The sequence below is a fragment of the Geodermatophilus sp. SYSU D00867 genome, from assembly GCF_054050315.1.
The window spans coordinates 100,177-112,941 of sequence record NZ_JBJGZC010000006.1 but is presented as its reverse complement, the minus strand read 5'-3'; the positions used below and the strand labels follow the sequence as shown (position 1 = coordinate 112,941).

At 74.8% G+C, this 12,765-nt stretch carries 14 protein-coding genes; 2 read left to right on the top strand and 12 right to left on the bottom strand.

Annotated features, from left to right (window positions below):
* Window positions 1-42: 42 nt before the first annotated feature.
* The 7 genes from ACI8AK_RS07470 to ACI8AK_RS07440 form a co-directional block, all read right to left on the bottom strand.
* Window positions 43-309, bottom strand: a complete 267-nt coding sequence (locus tag ACI8AK_RS07470) for a hypothetical protein (protein ID WP_456955685.1) — start codon at window positions 307-309, stop codon at window positions 43-45.
* Window positions 310-394: 85 nt separating this feature from the next.
* Window positions 395-1,720, bottom strand: coding sequence for an AI-2E family transporter (locus tag ACI8AK_RS07465; protein WP_456955683.1), 1,326 nt, complete (start codon window positions 1,718-1,720; stop codon window positions 395-397).
* A 71-nt stretch (window positions 1,721-1,791) separates the two neighbouring features.
* Window positions 1,792-2,190: an ankyrin repeat domain-containing protein gene (locus tag ACI8AK_RS07460; RefSeq protein ID WP_456949616.1), complete on the bottom strand. Its 399-nt coding sequence runs from the start codon at window positions 2,188-2,190 to the stop codon at window positions 1,792-1,794.
* A complete protein-coding gene (locus ACI8AK_RS07455; protein ID WP_456902987.1) occupies window positions 2,187-2,954 on the bottom strand; it encodes a dienelactone hydrolase family protein in 768 nt (255 codons plus the stop codon). The genes ACI8AK_RS07460 and ACI8AK_RS07455 overlap by 4 nt, the downstream gene beginning before the upstream one ends.
* A gap of 47 nt (window positions 2,955-3,001) precedes the next feature.
* Window positions 3,002-3,541, bottom strand: a complete 540-nt coding sequence (locus ACI8AK_RS07450; RefSeq protein ID WP_387989826.1) for a hypothetical protein — start codon at window positions 3,539-3,541, stop codon at window positions 3,002-3,004.
* Between the two features lie 68 nt (window positions 3,542-3,609).
* Window positions 3,610-4,155, bottom strand: coding sequence for a hypothetical protein (locus ACI8AK_RS07445; RefSeq protein WP_456955681.1), 546 nt, complete (start codon window positions 4,153-4,155; stop codon window positions 3,610-3,612).
* 61 nt (window positions 4,156-4,216) lie between these two features.
* On the bottom strand, window positions 4,217-4,681 hold the full coding sequence (locus ACI8AK_RS07440) for a PPOX class F420-dependent oxidoreductase (RefSeq protein WP_387989820.1): 465 nt from the start codon (window positions 4,679-4,681) through the stop codon (window positions 4,217-4,219).
* 78 nt (window positions 4,682-4,759) lie between these two features.
* Between ACI8AK_RS07440 and ACI8AK_RS07435 the strand changes: the two genes are divergently transcribed.
* Window positions 4,760-6,133, top strand: a complete 1,374-nt coding sequence (locus ACI8AK_RS07435; RefSeq protein WP_456955679.1) for an AI-2E family transporter — start codon at window positions 4,760-4,762, stop codon at window positions 6,131-6,133.
* A gap of 85 nt (window positions 6,134-6,218) precedes the next feature.
* Window positions 6,219-7,172, top strand: a complete 954-nt coding sequence (locus ACI8AK_RS07430; protein WP_456955677.1) for a proteasome assembly chaperone family protein — start codon at window positions 6,219-6,221, stop codon at window positions 7,170-7,172.
* On the opposite strand, the gene ACI8AK_RS07425 is transcribed toward ACI8AK_RS07430, so the two are convergent.
* The 5 genes from ACI8AK_RS07425 to ligD form a co-directional block, all read right to left on the bottom strand.
* On the bottom strand, window positions 7,169-8,476 hold the full coding sequence (locus tag ACI8AK_RS07425; RefSeq protein ID WP_456955675.1) for an MFS transporter: 1,308 nt from the start codon (window positions 8,474-8,476) through the stop codon (window positions 7,169-7,171). The two genes, ACI8AK_RS07430 and ACI8AK_RS07425, sit on opposite strands and share 4 nt — an antisense overlap.
* Window positions 8,477-8,639: 163 nt before the next feature.
* A complete protein-coding gene (locus ACI8AK_RS07420; protein ID WP_387989809.1) occupies window positions 8,640-10,304 on the bottom strand; it encodes a catalase in 1,665 nt (554 codons plus the stop codon).
* Window positions 10,301-10,801, bottom strand: coding sequence for a Fur family transcriptional regulator (locus ACI8AK_RS07415; RefSeq protein ID WP_387989806.1), 501 nt, complete (start codon window positions 10,799-10,801; stop codon window positions 10,301-10,303). Before ACI8AK_RS07415 ends, ACI8AK_RS07420 begins: the two co-directional genes overlap by 4 nt.
* Before the next feature lie 106 nt (window positions 10,802-10,907).
* Window positions 10,908-11,792 (bottom strand): formyltetrahydrofolate deformylase, encoded by an 885-nt coding sequence (gene purU, locus ACI8AK_RS07410; RefSeq protein ID WP_456955673.1) that lies wholly within the window; start codon window positions 11,790-11,792, stop codon window positions 10,908-10,910.
* A gap of 46 nt (window positions 11,793-11,838) precedes the next feature.
* Window positions 11,839-12,759: a non-homologous end-joining DNA ligase gene (gene ligD, locus ACI8AK_RS07405; RefSeq protein ID WP_387989800.1), complete on the bottom strand. Its 921-nt coding sequence runs from the start codon at window positions 12,757-12,759 to the stop codon at window positions 11,839-11,841.
* Window positions 12,760-12,765: the final 6 nt, after the last annotated feature.

Genomic DNA, 12,765 nt, shown 5'->3' with positions numbered 1-12,765 from the left:
GGGGGCAGGAGGGTCCTTCGAGGGGGGCAGGGAGGTCCTCCCTCACGCGCTGCGGCGCAGCGGGGTCACCGGCTCGTCGTCGTCCTCGAACGCCGGGCGGGCCGCCGGGTGCTCGACCAGCGCGAGCACCCTCCCGGACATGAAGCGTGCGGTGCGCACGGGCGTGCCGCCGCGGGTGGTCTCGGTGACCTCCACGACGCCGCGGCCGTGGGACACGTCCACCCGGCGCCCGGCGCGGGTGGCCTCGATCTCGTAGGTTCGGGTGTCGCCACCGGCGTCGATGACGACCTCGACACGATCGCCCTTCACGGGTCCTCCTCGGGGTCTCGCCGGGACCGTTCCCCGGCTTGTGGACAACGTCCTCCCGACCCCTGACATTCCCCGAACGCGCTGGTCAGTCCCCGGATCCACGCCGCGAGGGCCAGTGCGGGTGCAGCGCGCGGACCGAGGCCAGCGCCGCCCGCCGGGCCTGCGCGCGCTGCCGTGCGCGGCTGGTCCGCGGGGCTCTCGGCTCCTCCCGCAGCAGCGCGTCGAGCCAGTGCCCGCGCGGGTCGACGTCGACCAGCAGCGCCTTCACCAGCAGCGTGAGCGGGATGGCCAGCAGCGCGCCCAGCGCGCCCAGCACCCAGCCCCAGAACAGCAGCGCGAGGAAGGTGACCGTCATCGACAGGCCCACCGAGTCGCCGACGAAGCGCGGCTGGATGAGCGTCTGCACGACGAAGTTGAGCAGCGAGTAGACGACGATGACCACCCAGAACTCGGTCCAGCCGCCGGCGAGCAGCCCGAGCAGCGCCGGCGGGATGACGCCGAGCACGAACCCGATGTTGGGCACGTAGTTGGTGATGAACGACAGCAGGCCCCACAGCACCGGCAGCGGGACCTCGAGGATCGCCAGCGCGACGGTGTCGCCCACCGCCACGATCGCGCCGAACACCGTGCTCACCAGCAGGTAGCTGCGGGTGCCGCGGGCGAACAGGCCGAGCGCGATGGGCAGGTGCGGCCGGTCCTCGGCGACCAGCGCCAGCCGGCGGCCGAACCCGCCGGACTCGATGGCGAGGAAGACCATCGCCGACAGCAGCAGCACCAGCGTGCTGGCGGTGTCGGTGACCCGGGCGAGCAGGTCGGTGGCCAGGCCCACGAGCTGGCCGTAGTCGAACCGGTCGACCAGGTCCTGGATCTGCGTCGAGGACAGCCCGGCCTCGTCGAGCCGCTGCACCGTGTCGTCCAGCAGCACCGCGAACTGCGGGGCGTAGTCGGGCAGCAGGACGGCGAACTGGGCGATCGCGACGACCAGCAGCGACCCGAGACCGAGCAGCACGCCCCACACGAGCAGCAGCAGGACGCCGGCCGCCGCCCAGCGCGGCACGTGGTGGCGCAGCAGCCAGCGCTGCACCGGCATGAGCGCCACGACGACGACCAGCGCCAGGAGCACCGGCGCGACCAGCCAGGCGATCTCGCGCACCCCGGCGACGGCGATCGTCGCGGCCGCGGCGCCGACCAGCAGCACCAGCCAGCGGGGCAGCCCGCCCGGGCCGGTGAGCGGGGCGGCCGGTCCCGGCGCCGGGCCGCCGTCGACGGGTGCGAGCGGGACGTCGGCGGCCAGGGGCAGCCCGTCGGCGAGGTCCCCCGGCAGCTCGGTGGGCTCCGGGGGGACCACCCGGGAGGCGCCGGAGCGCGCCCGCTCCGTACCCGGCTCGGGCAGGTGCGAGTGCGCGACCATGGACGTCCTCCCCCCGTGACGGCGCCGTGACGCCCCAGGGTGTCACGGCGGTGCGGCTCCCGCGGGGAGCCTCAGCCGGTGCGGCCCTCGAGCAGCGCGGCCATCTCCGGCAGGTCGAAGAACGCCGCGGTCTCGCGCGCGCTCGGCCCGCCGGCGTCGGGGTCGGCGCCGGCGGCCAGCAGCGTCCGCACGCCGGCCTCCGAGCGGCGGAACACCGCCGCGGCCAGCGCCGTCTGGCCCCGGTCGTTGGCCCGGCCCGGGTCGGCGCCGCGCTCGAGCAGCGCGGCCACCGTCCCCGGGTGGTCGTGGTAGGCGGCGAGGATCAGCAGCGTGTCGCCCTTGTCGTTGGTGAGGTCCACCGGGACGCCGGCGTCGACGTAGGCGACCAGCTCCTCGGTGTGGCCGAAGCGGGCGAGGTCGAAGACCCGCGCGGCCAGCTCGATGACCCCGGGGTCGATCGGCTCGCTCACGACCGCACCCCCGCCCCGAGGCCGTCGACGAGGGCCAGGATCCGCCGCCAGGCGTCCTGGCAGGCCTCCTCCCACTCGGGCGCGGCGCGGTCGAAGAAGGAGTGTGGGGCGCCGTCGTAGACCGCGGTCTCGACGTCGGCGCCCGCGGCGCGCATCGTCTCCGCGAGGGCGAGCTGGTCCTCGACGGGGGTGGCGGCGTCGGCACCGGCGATCACCATCAGCGTCGGGCGCGAGGCCCGCGCGGCGGCGTCGCCGACCATGGCCGGCCGGCCGTAGAAGCCCACGCAGGCGGCGACGTCGAGGTCGCCGCCGGACTGCCGCCAGGAGTGGCTGCCGCCGAAGCAGAAGCCGACGGTGACCACCGGCAGGTCGGGCCGGGTGCGCCGGCGCAGCTCGGCGACGGCCGCGGTGAGGTCGGCGTCGACGCCCTCGGGCGTGGTCTGCGGGACGTGCGTCTGCCAGTCGAAGCCCGCGTCGCGCGTGCCGCTCCCGGCCGTGCCGGCGGTGCGGCCGAAGTAGTCGAGGGCGACGGCGGGCACGCCGGCCTCGGCGAAGCGCTCGGTCAGCGCGACGTAGTACGGGTGCAGCCCGCGGATGTCCGGGAGGACCACCACGCCGGCGGGCGCGGCCGCGACGTCGGCGGGCAGCGCCCAGGCGGCGGAGACCTCCGTGCCGTCGGCCGCGGTGAGCACGGTGAGGCCGCGGTCGCCGACCTCCCCCGTGCGCGGCGGGGCGGGCGGGCGGCTGGCGGGGTCGTGGCACATGACCCTGTGCTACCAGGCGGCGCGGAGCACCGCGCGAGGGACCCGGGTCAGACGCCGCCGGTGCGCTCGGCGGCCCCCGCGCGGCCGCCGAAGACGGCGGCGGCCACCTCGCGGCGGGCGTCGGTGAGCCACGAGTACTGCCGGTGCGCCTGGTCGATGAGCCGGTCGAGCTCGGCCCGGTCCAGGCGGTCGTCGGCCTCGGCGACGATCCGCAGCGTCTCGAAGCCGCTGCGCTTGGCGCGCACCCCGGAGGCGAGGAACTCGAACTCGACGAGGTCCGACAGCGGCGAGCGGGACAGCAGCCGGCCGTTGAGCTTGGCGCGGGTGATCTTCTCCGCCAGCCAGACGCCGAGCTGCTTGTACTGCCGCACCGGGATGCCGAGCGCCCGGGCCGTGGCCAGCAGCGAGGACTTCTCCTCGCGCAGCTCGCCGAGCAGCTGGGTCAGCGGCGCCTCCCAGCGCGAGCCGCGGTGCACGCCCAGCATCCGGCAGACCAGCTCGATGCCGCCGGTGGCCGAGGCGAGGTGGTCGTTGACGTAGACGCCGAGGAGCTCGGCGTTGCGCAGCGGCTGCACGGGTTCGGACACGGGACCTCCTGCGGGGTGGGACGACCCCATCCTCCGCGACCGGTGATCACCGCGCGCGGCGGCGTCCCTCAACCGGGCGGCCGGCCGGCGGCGCGGGCGAGCAGCCGCGCGGCGGCCGGCCGCAGCTCCAGCTCCAGCTCCCAGGACCCGGCGGCCAGGCGCTGTGCGACCGCCTGCCGGGAGACGCCCAGCTCGGCGGCCGCGGCGGCCCGCGTGGCGCCGGCCGCGACCAGGTCGACGGCGGCCCAGGCCGCGGCGCTGCGGCGGGCGAGGAGGACGGCGAGCGCGGTGAGCACCGCCTGGGCGTCGGCGGCGGCCTCGGCGTCGGACCCGCGCACGGCCAGCCGCGCCGGGCGGCGCCCGGCGGCCTCCAGGGCGCGGCGCGCGGCGAGCAGCACCGGGCCGTCACCGGGACCGGCCGGCGCGGCGCCGATGCCGATCCGCCGGCCGCCCTCCCGCACCAGCGCGACGACGGTGTCGACCGCGACCGGGGCGTCGTCGAGGACGGCCGCCCAGCCCTCCCCCACCGCCCGCGCGCCGGCCCCGAGGACCGCCGGGGGCGCGCCGGCGGCGGGGCCCGCGGTCAGCGGGGCGCAGGCGACGGCCAGGGGCACGCGCGCAGCGTCGCCGCCGGCCGGGCCGGGTGCAAGCTCCTGGGCTTGCCCGGCGCGCCGGTCAGTCCTGCGCGAGCTCGGGCGGGAAGCCGCCGGTGGCCACCGGGCCCCAGCGCTCGATCGTGACGCGCAGCAGCGACTTCCCCTGCCGGGCCATCGCGGCGCGGTACTCGTCCCAGTCGGGGTGCTCGCCGCTGATCGACCGGAAGTACTCGACCAGCGGCTCCAGCGCCTCCGGCAGGTCCAGCACCTCGGCCCGGCCGTCCACCTGCACCCACGCGCCGTCCCAGTCGTCGGACAGCACGCAGAGGGAGACGGCGGGGTCGCGGCGGGCGTTGCGCACCTTGGCGCGCTGCGGGTAGGTGCTGACGACGACCCGCCCCTCGGCGTCGACGCCGTAGGTCACCGGGGACAGCTGCACCCCGCCCTCGCGGCGCCGGGTGAGCAGCACCGCGCGGTGCCGCGGGCGGAGGAAGTCGAGCAGCTCGGCGCGCTCGACCCGGTCGGCTCTGGCGGTCCTGGGCACGTCCCCGACGCTAGCCGCGGCCTGCGCCCCTCCCGCCGTCGGGCGGTGGGCCGCGGTGATCCGTGGTGCGATGTGACCATGAGGTTCCGCCTGTCCGGACGCCGGGACGACGCCCCGGCCGGTGGCGGCGCGTCCGCCGCCGGTGCTCCCCCGGCCCGGGACCGCGCGGCAGGCGCTGCGCCCGGCGACGTGCCCGGCGGCCGGCCGGTCGGCGACGAGCGCGCCACCCCCACGCTCACCGGCGAGGGCGGCCCGGGCGACCCGCGCGCCGACGACCACGACGCCACGGCGGCCCCCGCCCCGGCCTGGCAGCGCGGCGAGCGGGCGGTGTCGGCCACCCGCACGCTCGCCGTCGCCTCCGCGCAACTGCTGCTCATCAGCGCGGCACTGGTGGTGATCGGCTGGGTCCTCGGCAAGCTGTGGGTCATCCTGCTGCCGGTCATCCTCGGCCTGCTGTTCGCCACCGTGCTGTGGCCGCCCACCCGGTTCCTGCGCCGGCACGGCTGGCCCCCCGCCCTGGCCGCGGCGGTCGTGCTGCTGCTGTTCCTGGGCCTCATCGGAGGGCTCATCGCGGTCATCGCGCCGCAGGTCGCCGACCAGGTCACCGAGCTCGCCGACCAGGCCGCCAGCGGCCTGGAGCAGGTCCAGCAGTGGCTGCAGGGGCCGCCGCTGAACATCGACGAGGAGCAGATCGGCCAGTACGTCGACCAGGCCATCGACTCGGTGCAGTCGAACGCCTCCAACATCGCGGGCTACGCCGCCACCGGCGCCTCCGCCGTCGGCAACGGCCTGCTCAACCTGCTGCTGGCGCTGGTGCTGGCGTTCTTCTTCATCAAGGACGGGCCGCGCTGGGTGCCGTGGCTGGCCGCGCAGACCGGGCCGAAGGCCGCCCCGCACGTGGCCGCGCTGTCGCAGAAGACCTGGTCGACCCTGTCGGAGTTCATCAAGCAGCAGGCCCTCGTCGGCTTCGTCGACGCCTTCTTCATCGGCCTCGGGTTGTGGATCCTCGACGTGCCGCTGGTCGTGCCGCTGGCCGTGCTGACCTTCTTCGGCGCGTTCGTCCCGATCATCGGCGCGTTCGTCGCCGGCGCCTTCGCGGTGCTGATCGCCCTGGTCGACGAGGGCTTCACGGTGGCGCTGATCGTCTTCGGGATCGTGCTGCTGGTGCAGCAGATCGAGGGCAACGTGCTGCAGCCGATCATCCAGGGCCGCGGGTTCAACCTGCACGCCGCGGTGGTCATCCTCGCCGTCACCGCCGGCGGCAGCCTGGCCGGGATCGTCGGCGCCTTCCTCGGGGTGCCGGTGGCCGCGCTGATCGCCGTCGTCTACCGGTACACCCGCGACGCGCTCGACGGCCGCCATCCCGAGGTCGCCGACGACGGCACCCGCCACGAGGTGTCCGGCGACGATGACGGCGCCGTCCTGACCCGCTCCCCCGCGCCGCCGGCCTGACCGGACGGGAATGCCGGCCGGGCCGCCGTCGCTGTCGCCTGACGACGTCCGATCAGCAGGCGTCCGACCAGCAGGAGGTGCCCCCGTGGCGCAGCGACCGGAGGAGCTCGTCGAGCTCACTCCCGAGGCCGATCCGTTCGTCGCCGCCGAGGCGGCGGTCACCGGGGCCGCGCAGCGGCGGGGCCTGGTGCTCGTGCACGCCCTCGCGGGCGACTTCGACGCCGCCTCGTCCGCCCAGCTCGCCGCCTCGCACCTGCTGGCCTCGCTGCCGCACCGCACCGTCGCGCGCTTCGACGCGGACCTGCTGGTCGACTACCGCGCCCGCCGGCCGCGGATGACGTTCAACGGCGACCACTACGAGGACTTCGCCGCGCCGGAGATCGTGCTCTCGGCGCTGGAGGACGACGCCGGCGAGCCGTTCCTGCTGCTGCACGGCCCCGAGCCGGACTACCGGTGGGAGGGCTTCGCCGCCGCCGTCGTCGGGACGGTCGAGCGGCTCGGGGTGACCTCGGTGGTGGCGCTGCAGGCCATCCCGATGCCGGTGCCGCACACCCGGCCGGTGACGGTCACCGCGCACGCCACGCGCCGGCAGCTCATCGAGACCTACCCCGTCTACTGGGGCGAGCTGCGCGTCCCGGGCAGCGCCTCGGCGCTGCTGGAGCTGCGCCTGGGCGAGGCCGGCGTGGACGCCCTCGGGGTGGCCGCGCACGTGCCGCACTACCTGGCGCAGGCCAGCTACCCGGCCGCCACCCTCACCCTGCTCGAGGAGCTGGGCCGGCTCACCGGGCTGCTGCTCCCCACCGAGACGCTGCGCGAGGCGGCGCAGCAGCACCGCACCGAGGTCGACGAGCAGATCGCCCGCTCGGCCGACAACACCGCCGTCGTGGCGGCGCTGGAGCAGCAGTACGACCAGTTCGCCGCCGCCCGCGAGGGCGAGGACCTGCTCGGCGGGGCCGGTGAGGTGCCCAGCGGCGACGAGATCGGCGCGGAGTTCGAGCGCTTCCTCGCCGAGCAGGACCGCCGCGGTCGAAGCGACTAGCGCGCGGGGCGCCGTGTCCGGGTGACGCTCAGGGCCAGCGCGCCCAGCGCGCCGACGACGGCGAACACGTAGAAGCCCCACGGGAAGGCGATGCCCGCCGTCACCAGCGCGCCGGTGACCACCGGCCCGACGATCGCGCCGATCCGGCCGGCGCCGGCCGACCAGCCCAGCGCGGTGGCGCGCACGGCCGGCGGGTGGTTGGCGCTGGTGAACGCGTAGACGAGCACCTGCGCCGAGAAGACGAAGCAGCCGGTGAGGAAGCACATCAGGTAGAGGCCCGCGGTGGGCAGCTCGACCGACAGCAGCGCCAGGAACAGCGCGCCGGAGGCGAACCAGATCATCCCGGCGGTGCGGGCGCCGATGCGGTCGGCGACCGTGCCGGCCACCAGCAGGCCGACGATGGCGCCGACGTTGAGCACCAGCAGGAACGCCAGCGAGTCGCCGAGGTCGTAGCCGGCCTCGCGCATGATCGTCGGCAGCCAGTTGTTCAGGCCGTAGACCAGCAGCAGCCCCATGAACGAGGTCACCCCGATGGCCACGGTGTTGCGGGCGAACCCGCCGGTGAACAGCGAGCGGACGGTCGAGGCGGCGCCTGCGGTGGCGCCGGCCGGTGCCGGGCCGGGCCTGCTCTCCAGCTCCAGCCCGTGGCGGCGGGCCACCTCCTCGGCCTCCGCCCGCCGGCCGGCGGCCTGCAGGAAGGACGCCGACTCCGGCAGCCGGGCGAGCATGAGCGGGACGAGCACCAGGGCCGGGGCCGCGCCGATGACGAACATCCACCGCCAGCCCAGCGACGGGATGACCGGGATGGCCAGGGCCGCGGTGGCCACGGCGCCGACGTGGTAGCCGGTCATGATCGTCGTGGTGGCCCGGCCGCTGCGCCCGGCGCGGGTGAACTCGTTGACCATGGCGATGGCCGTCGGCAGGCAGCCACCCAGGCCCAGGCCCGCGAGGAAGCGCAGCAGCCCGAACACGACCTGGTTGGGCGCGAACGCGCACAGCAGGGTGAACAGCGAGAAGGACGCCACGGCGCCGATGAGCGCCTTGCGGCGGCCGACCAGGTCGGTGAGCGTGCCGATGGTCAGCGCGCCGATCATCATGCCGACCAGGCCGACGGTGATCACCGCGGTGGCGCCGGTACCGGTGAGGCCGAACTCCTCCGGCTCCTGCAGCGTGGGGACGACGGTCCCGACGACGACCAGGTCGAAGCCGTCGAGCAGCACCGCGATCCAGCACAGCGGCGCCACCCACCCGGCGGCGCGGGCGGCGGCGCCGGGCGTCGTCGAGCGGACGGGGGTCGAGCTCATCGGTGTCCTCCACGGCGACGGCGTCGGGGGTCGACCGACGGTAGGAGTGCCCCGCGCCGCGGCCCAATCGGCTCCCGCCCAGCGGAAGTCGGCCCGCCTGGAACGACAGCGGGCCGCGCCCGGGGATCCCGGACGCGGCCCGCTGCGGTGTGCCCTGCGGTGATCAGGCCTCGACGGTGACGTGCTCGTTGGGCACGCAGTGCGTCATCTGGTGGCCGGTGACGTCGCGCGGACCGTTCTTGCCGAGGTTGGCGGCGCGCTGCAGCTCCTCCTCGGTGAGGGTCTGCGTCTGCAGCGGCTCCAGGCCGCGGACGTCGTCGGCGGTGATGCCCAGGCCGTCGCCGACCCGCTGGCCCCACTCGTCGTCGCACATGAAGAAGTGCCAGACCATCCGCTCCTGGATCTCGCGGCGGCACTGCGAGAGGGCGTCGACCAGGTTCTTCACCAGGTCGTCCTTCTCCCACTGCTCCGAGAGCTGGTAGCGCTCGCCGGCCTGCGCGTAGTCGTTCGTGCGCGGGATCCGCTTGCGGGTGAGCCGGCCGGTGATGACCGGGCCCTGCTCGTCGTGCGTCGGGTATTGCGCCTCCCGCAGGCCGCCGAGGATCGACGGCTCGTAGTTCACGTGCGGGTTGGTGCCCTCGGCCCGGTCCACGCCGTAGGCCATCTGGCCGTCGCGCTGGTTGGTGGCCACCCGGGCCTTCGGCGCGTTCACCGGCAGCTGCAGGTAGTTCGGGCCGACCCGGTAGCGCTGGGTGTCGGAGTAGGAGAACGTCCGGCCGACGAGCATCTTGTCGTCGGAGAAGTCCAGGCCGTCGACCAGCACACCGGTGCCGAACGCGATCTGCTCGTTCTCGGTGAAGTTGTCCACCGGCATCCGGTTGAGCGTCATCGTCCCGACCTTGCGGACCGGGAACAGCTCCTCGGGCCAGACCTTGGTGTCGTCGAGCGGGTCGAAGTCCAGCTCCGGGTGCTCGTCGTCGCTCATGATCTGCACGTAGAGGTCCCACGACGGGTGGTCGCCGGCGGCGATGGCGTCGTGCAGGTCCTTGGTGTGCGTGCCCAGGCTCTTGGCCTGCGCGGCCGAGGCGTCCGCGGCGGTCCAGGACTTCACGCCCTGCTTCGGGTACCAGTGGTACTTGACCAGGACGGTCTCACCCTGGGCGTTGACCCACTTGTAGGTGTTCACGCCGAAGCCCTGCATGTGCCGGTAGCTGGCCGGCGTGCCCCGGGGGCTGAAGACCAGCGAGATCATGTGCATGGCCTCGGGGGTCTGGCTGAAGAAGTCGAACGCCCGCTCGGCGACGCTCGCCTCGAAGGTGACCGGGTCCGGCTTCTGGGAGTGGATGAAGTCGGGGAACTTGATGGCGTCGCGGATGAAGAAGACGCCGAGGTTGTTGCCGACGAGGTCCCAGTTGCCCTCCTCGGTGTAGAACTTCACGGCGAACCCGCGCGGGTCACGCGCGGACTCCGAGGAGTCGCGGCCACCGGCCACGGTGGAGAACCGCAGCGCGACGTCGGTGCGCTTGCCCTTCTCCTGGAACAGCTTGGCGCGCGTGTACCGGCTGATCGGCTCGTCGCCGACGGTGCCGTCGGCCTCGAAGTAGCCGAACGCGGTGATGCCGCGCGCGTGCACGACGCGCTCGGGGATCCGCTCCCGGTCGAAGTGGCTGATCTTCTCGAGGAACTGGTAGTTCTCCAGCGTCGCCGGGCCGCGCGCGCCCACCGTCCGCTGGTTCTGGTTGTCGTAGACCGGGTGGCCCTGACGGTTGGTCAGGACCGGGCGGTCCGCCTCGCTCGGGGCCGGGCCCTGCGATGCGACGTCGGTCATGCTCCTGCCTCTCCTCGGGTGTGGTGCTGTCCGGCCGTGGAACGGACGCGGACGGACGGGCCGGGGACGCCGGCCGGGTGGCCGGCGCCCCGGCAGTCGGGGCACAGGCCCCAGAACACGACCTCGGCCTCGTCGACGACGAAGCCGGCCGTGTCCGACGGGACCAGGCACGGTGCCGCGCCCACGGTGCAGTCGACGTCGGCGACCGCACCGCACGAGCGGCAGACCAGGTGGTGGTGGTTGTCCCCCACGCGGACCTCGTACAGCGCCGGCGCGCCCGCGGGCTCGACCCGGCGGGCCAGCCCGACGGCGACCAGCGCCTTGAGGACGCCGTACACCGCCTGCGGCGAGAGCGTGGGGTGCGCCCGGCGGGCCACCGTGACCAGCGTGTCCGCATCGGCGTGCGGATGGGCGGCGAGGGCGTCGAGGACCGCGAGCCGGGGCCGGGTGACCCGCAGCCCGGCGTCGCGCAGCCGCGGCGCCCACGTCGTCTCCATCGGGTCCCACCCAACCCGCTTTTCTTTAGTCAGTCAAATCAAGGGCACGTGTCGGGTGGGGCTCCCCGCCGGTCCACCGGTACCCGGGTGGGGAGGAACACACGCCTCAGGCGAAGACGATGGTGCGGTCGCCCAGGACGACGACGCGCTCCTCCACGTGCCAGGTCACCGCCTGGGCGAGCACCTGGCGCTCCACGTACCGGCCGATGCGGCGCATGTCCTCGACGGTGGCGCGGTGGTCGACCCGGGCCACCTCCTGCTCGATGATCGGGCCGGCGTCGAGCTCCGGGGTGACGTAGTGCGCCGTGGCGCCGATCAGCTTCACGCCTCGGTCGTGCGCCGCCTGGTACGGGTTCGCCCCGACGAAGGCCGGCAGGAAGCTGTGGTGGATGTTGATCAGCCGCTCGGGGAAGCGGCTGCAGAAGTCCGCCGAGACGATCTGCATGTAGCGGGCGAGCACCACCAGGTCGACGTCGCCGACCAGCTCCAGCGCCCGCGCCTCGGCCTCGACCTTGGTCGCCGGCGTGACCGGCACGTGGTGGAAGGGCACCCCGGCCGCCGCGGCCACCGGCTCGAGGTCGGGGTGGTTGGAGACGACGGCGGTGATGTCGGCGCGCAGGTCACCGGCGCGGACCCGGTAGAGCAGCTCCTGCAGCACGTGGTCGGTCCTCGACACGAACACCGCCAGCCGCGGCCGGCGCGCGGCCTCGGACAGCCGCCAGGTCAGCTGCCACTGCGCGGCGAGCAGCTCCAGCGCGCCCTCCAGCTGCCGGCGGCGGCTGGCCAGCCCGGGCAGCACGAACTCCAGCCGCAGGGTGAACACCCCGCCGGTCGGGTCCGAGGAGTGCTGCTGCGACTCGGTGATGTTCGCGCCGACGTCGGCCAGCAGCCGGGACAGCACCGCGACGATCCCCGGCCGGTCCGGGCAGCGGACGACCAGCCGCCCGACGTCGGCGGTGGCGGGGTCGTGCGCGATCGGGGCAGCGGACACGGTCGGCATGGTGGCAGGGACGCCCGCCTCCGCCGCCCGGCGGGGGTCAGACGGCGGGCAGGCGGGCGCGGGTGCGGGCGGCGACGTCGAACAGGTCGCCGTACTCCTCCACCCGGGCGAGCACCTCCTCGGTGCGGAAGCGCAGCTCGGCGGGGTCGGCGCCGTCGCGGACGGCGTCCACCTCGTCCCACCCGATCGGCGTGGACACCGGGGCGTCGGGGCGGGCGCGCATCGAGTACGGGGCGACCGTCGTCTTGGCGGGGTTGTTCTGGCTCCAGTCGACGAGCACCTTGCCCGGCCGCAGCACCTTCTCCATCCGCCAGACGACGCGGTCGGGCGTCTCGGCCGACAGCTCCTGGGCCAGCGCCTTGGCATAGCGGGACGGGTGCTCGCGGTCGGTCACCCGGATCGGCGCGTAGACCTGCACCCCCTTCGACCCCGACGTCTTGACCACCGGGTCCAGCCCGTCGTCGACCAGCCGCACCCGCAGCCGCTCGGCGACGTCGCAGCACTCGCGGATCCCGGCGTCCGGGCCGGGGTCGAGGTCCAGGACGAGCAGGTCCGGCAGCGTCGGCTGCAGCTTGCTGCCCACCTGCCACTGCGGCACGTGCAGCTCCAGCGCGGCCAGGTTCGCCGCCCAGGCGAGGTCGGCGACGGTCTCCAGGACCACCATCTCCAGCACCTCGCGGTCCCGCGAGCTGCCAGGGCTCGGCACGGTCACCTTCCGCACCCAGTCCGGCGCGTGCCGGGCGCTGTTCTTCTCGTAGAACGCCTGCCCCTCGACGCCGTCGGGCCAGCGGGTGAACGTGACCGGCCGGCCGGACAGGTGCGGCAGCAGCACCGGCGCGATCCGCACGTAGTAGTCGATCACCGCGGCCTTGGTGAACGAGACCTCGGGGAAGAGCACCTTGTCGAGGTTGGACACCGACAGCTGCCGGCCCTCCACCCGCACCCGCTGGCGGTCCATCAGGCT

Coding starts and splice junctions, on each gene's coding strand:
- ACI8AK_RS07435 (WP_456955679.1), top strand. CDS start 4,760: ATGAGGTTCCGCCTGTCCGGACGCCGGGACGACGCCCCGGCCGGTGGC.
- ACI8AK_RS07415 (WP_387989806.1), bottom strand. CDS start 10,801: ATGGAGACGACGTGGGCGCCGCGGCTGCGCGACGCCGGGCTGCGGGTC.
- ligD (WP_387989800.1), bottom strand. CDS start 12,759: ATGGACCGCCAGCGGGTGCGGGTGGAGGGCCGGCAGCTGTCGGTGTCC.
- ACI8AK_RS07420 (WP_387989809.1), bottom strand. CDS start 10,304: ATGACCGACGTCGCATCGCAGGGCCCGGCCCCGAGCGAGGCGGACCGC.
- ACI8AK_RS07425 (WP_456955675.1), bottom strand. CDS start 8,476: ATGAGCTCGACCCCCGTCCGCTCGACGACGCCCGGCGCCGCCGCCCGC.
- ACI8AK_RS07455 (WP_456902987.1), bottom strand. CDS start 2,954: ATGTGCCACGACCCCGCCAGCCGCCCGCCCGCCCCGCCGCGCACGGGG.
- ACI8AK_RS07465 (WP_456955683.1), bottom strand. CDS start 1,720: ATGGTCGCGCACTCGCACCTGCCCGAGCCGGGTACGGAGCGGGCGCGC.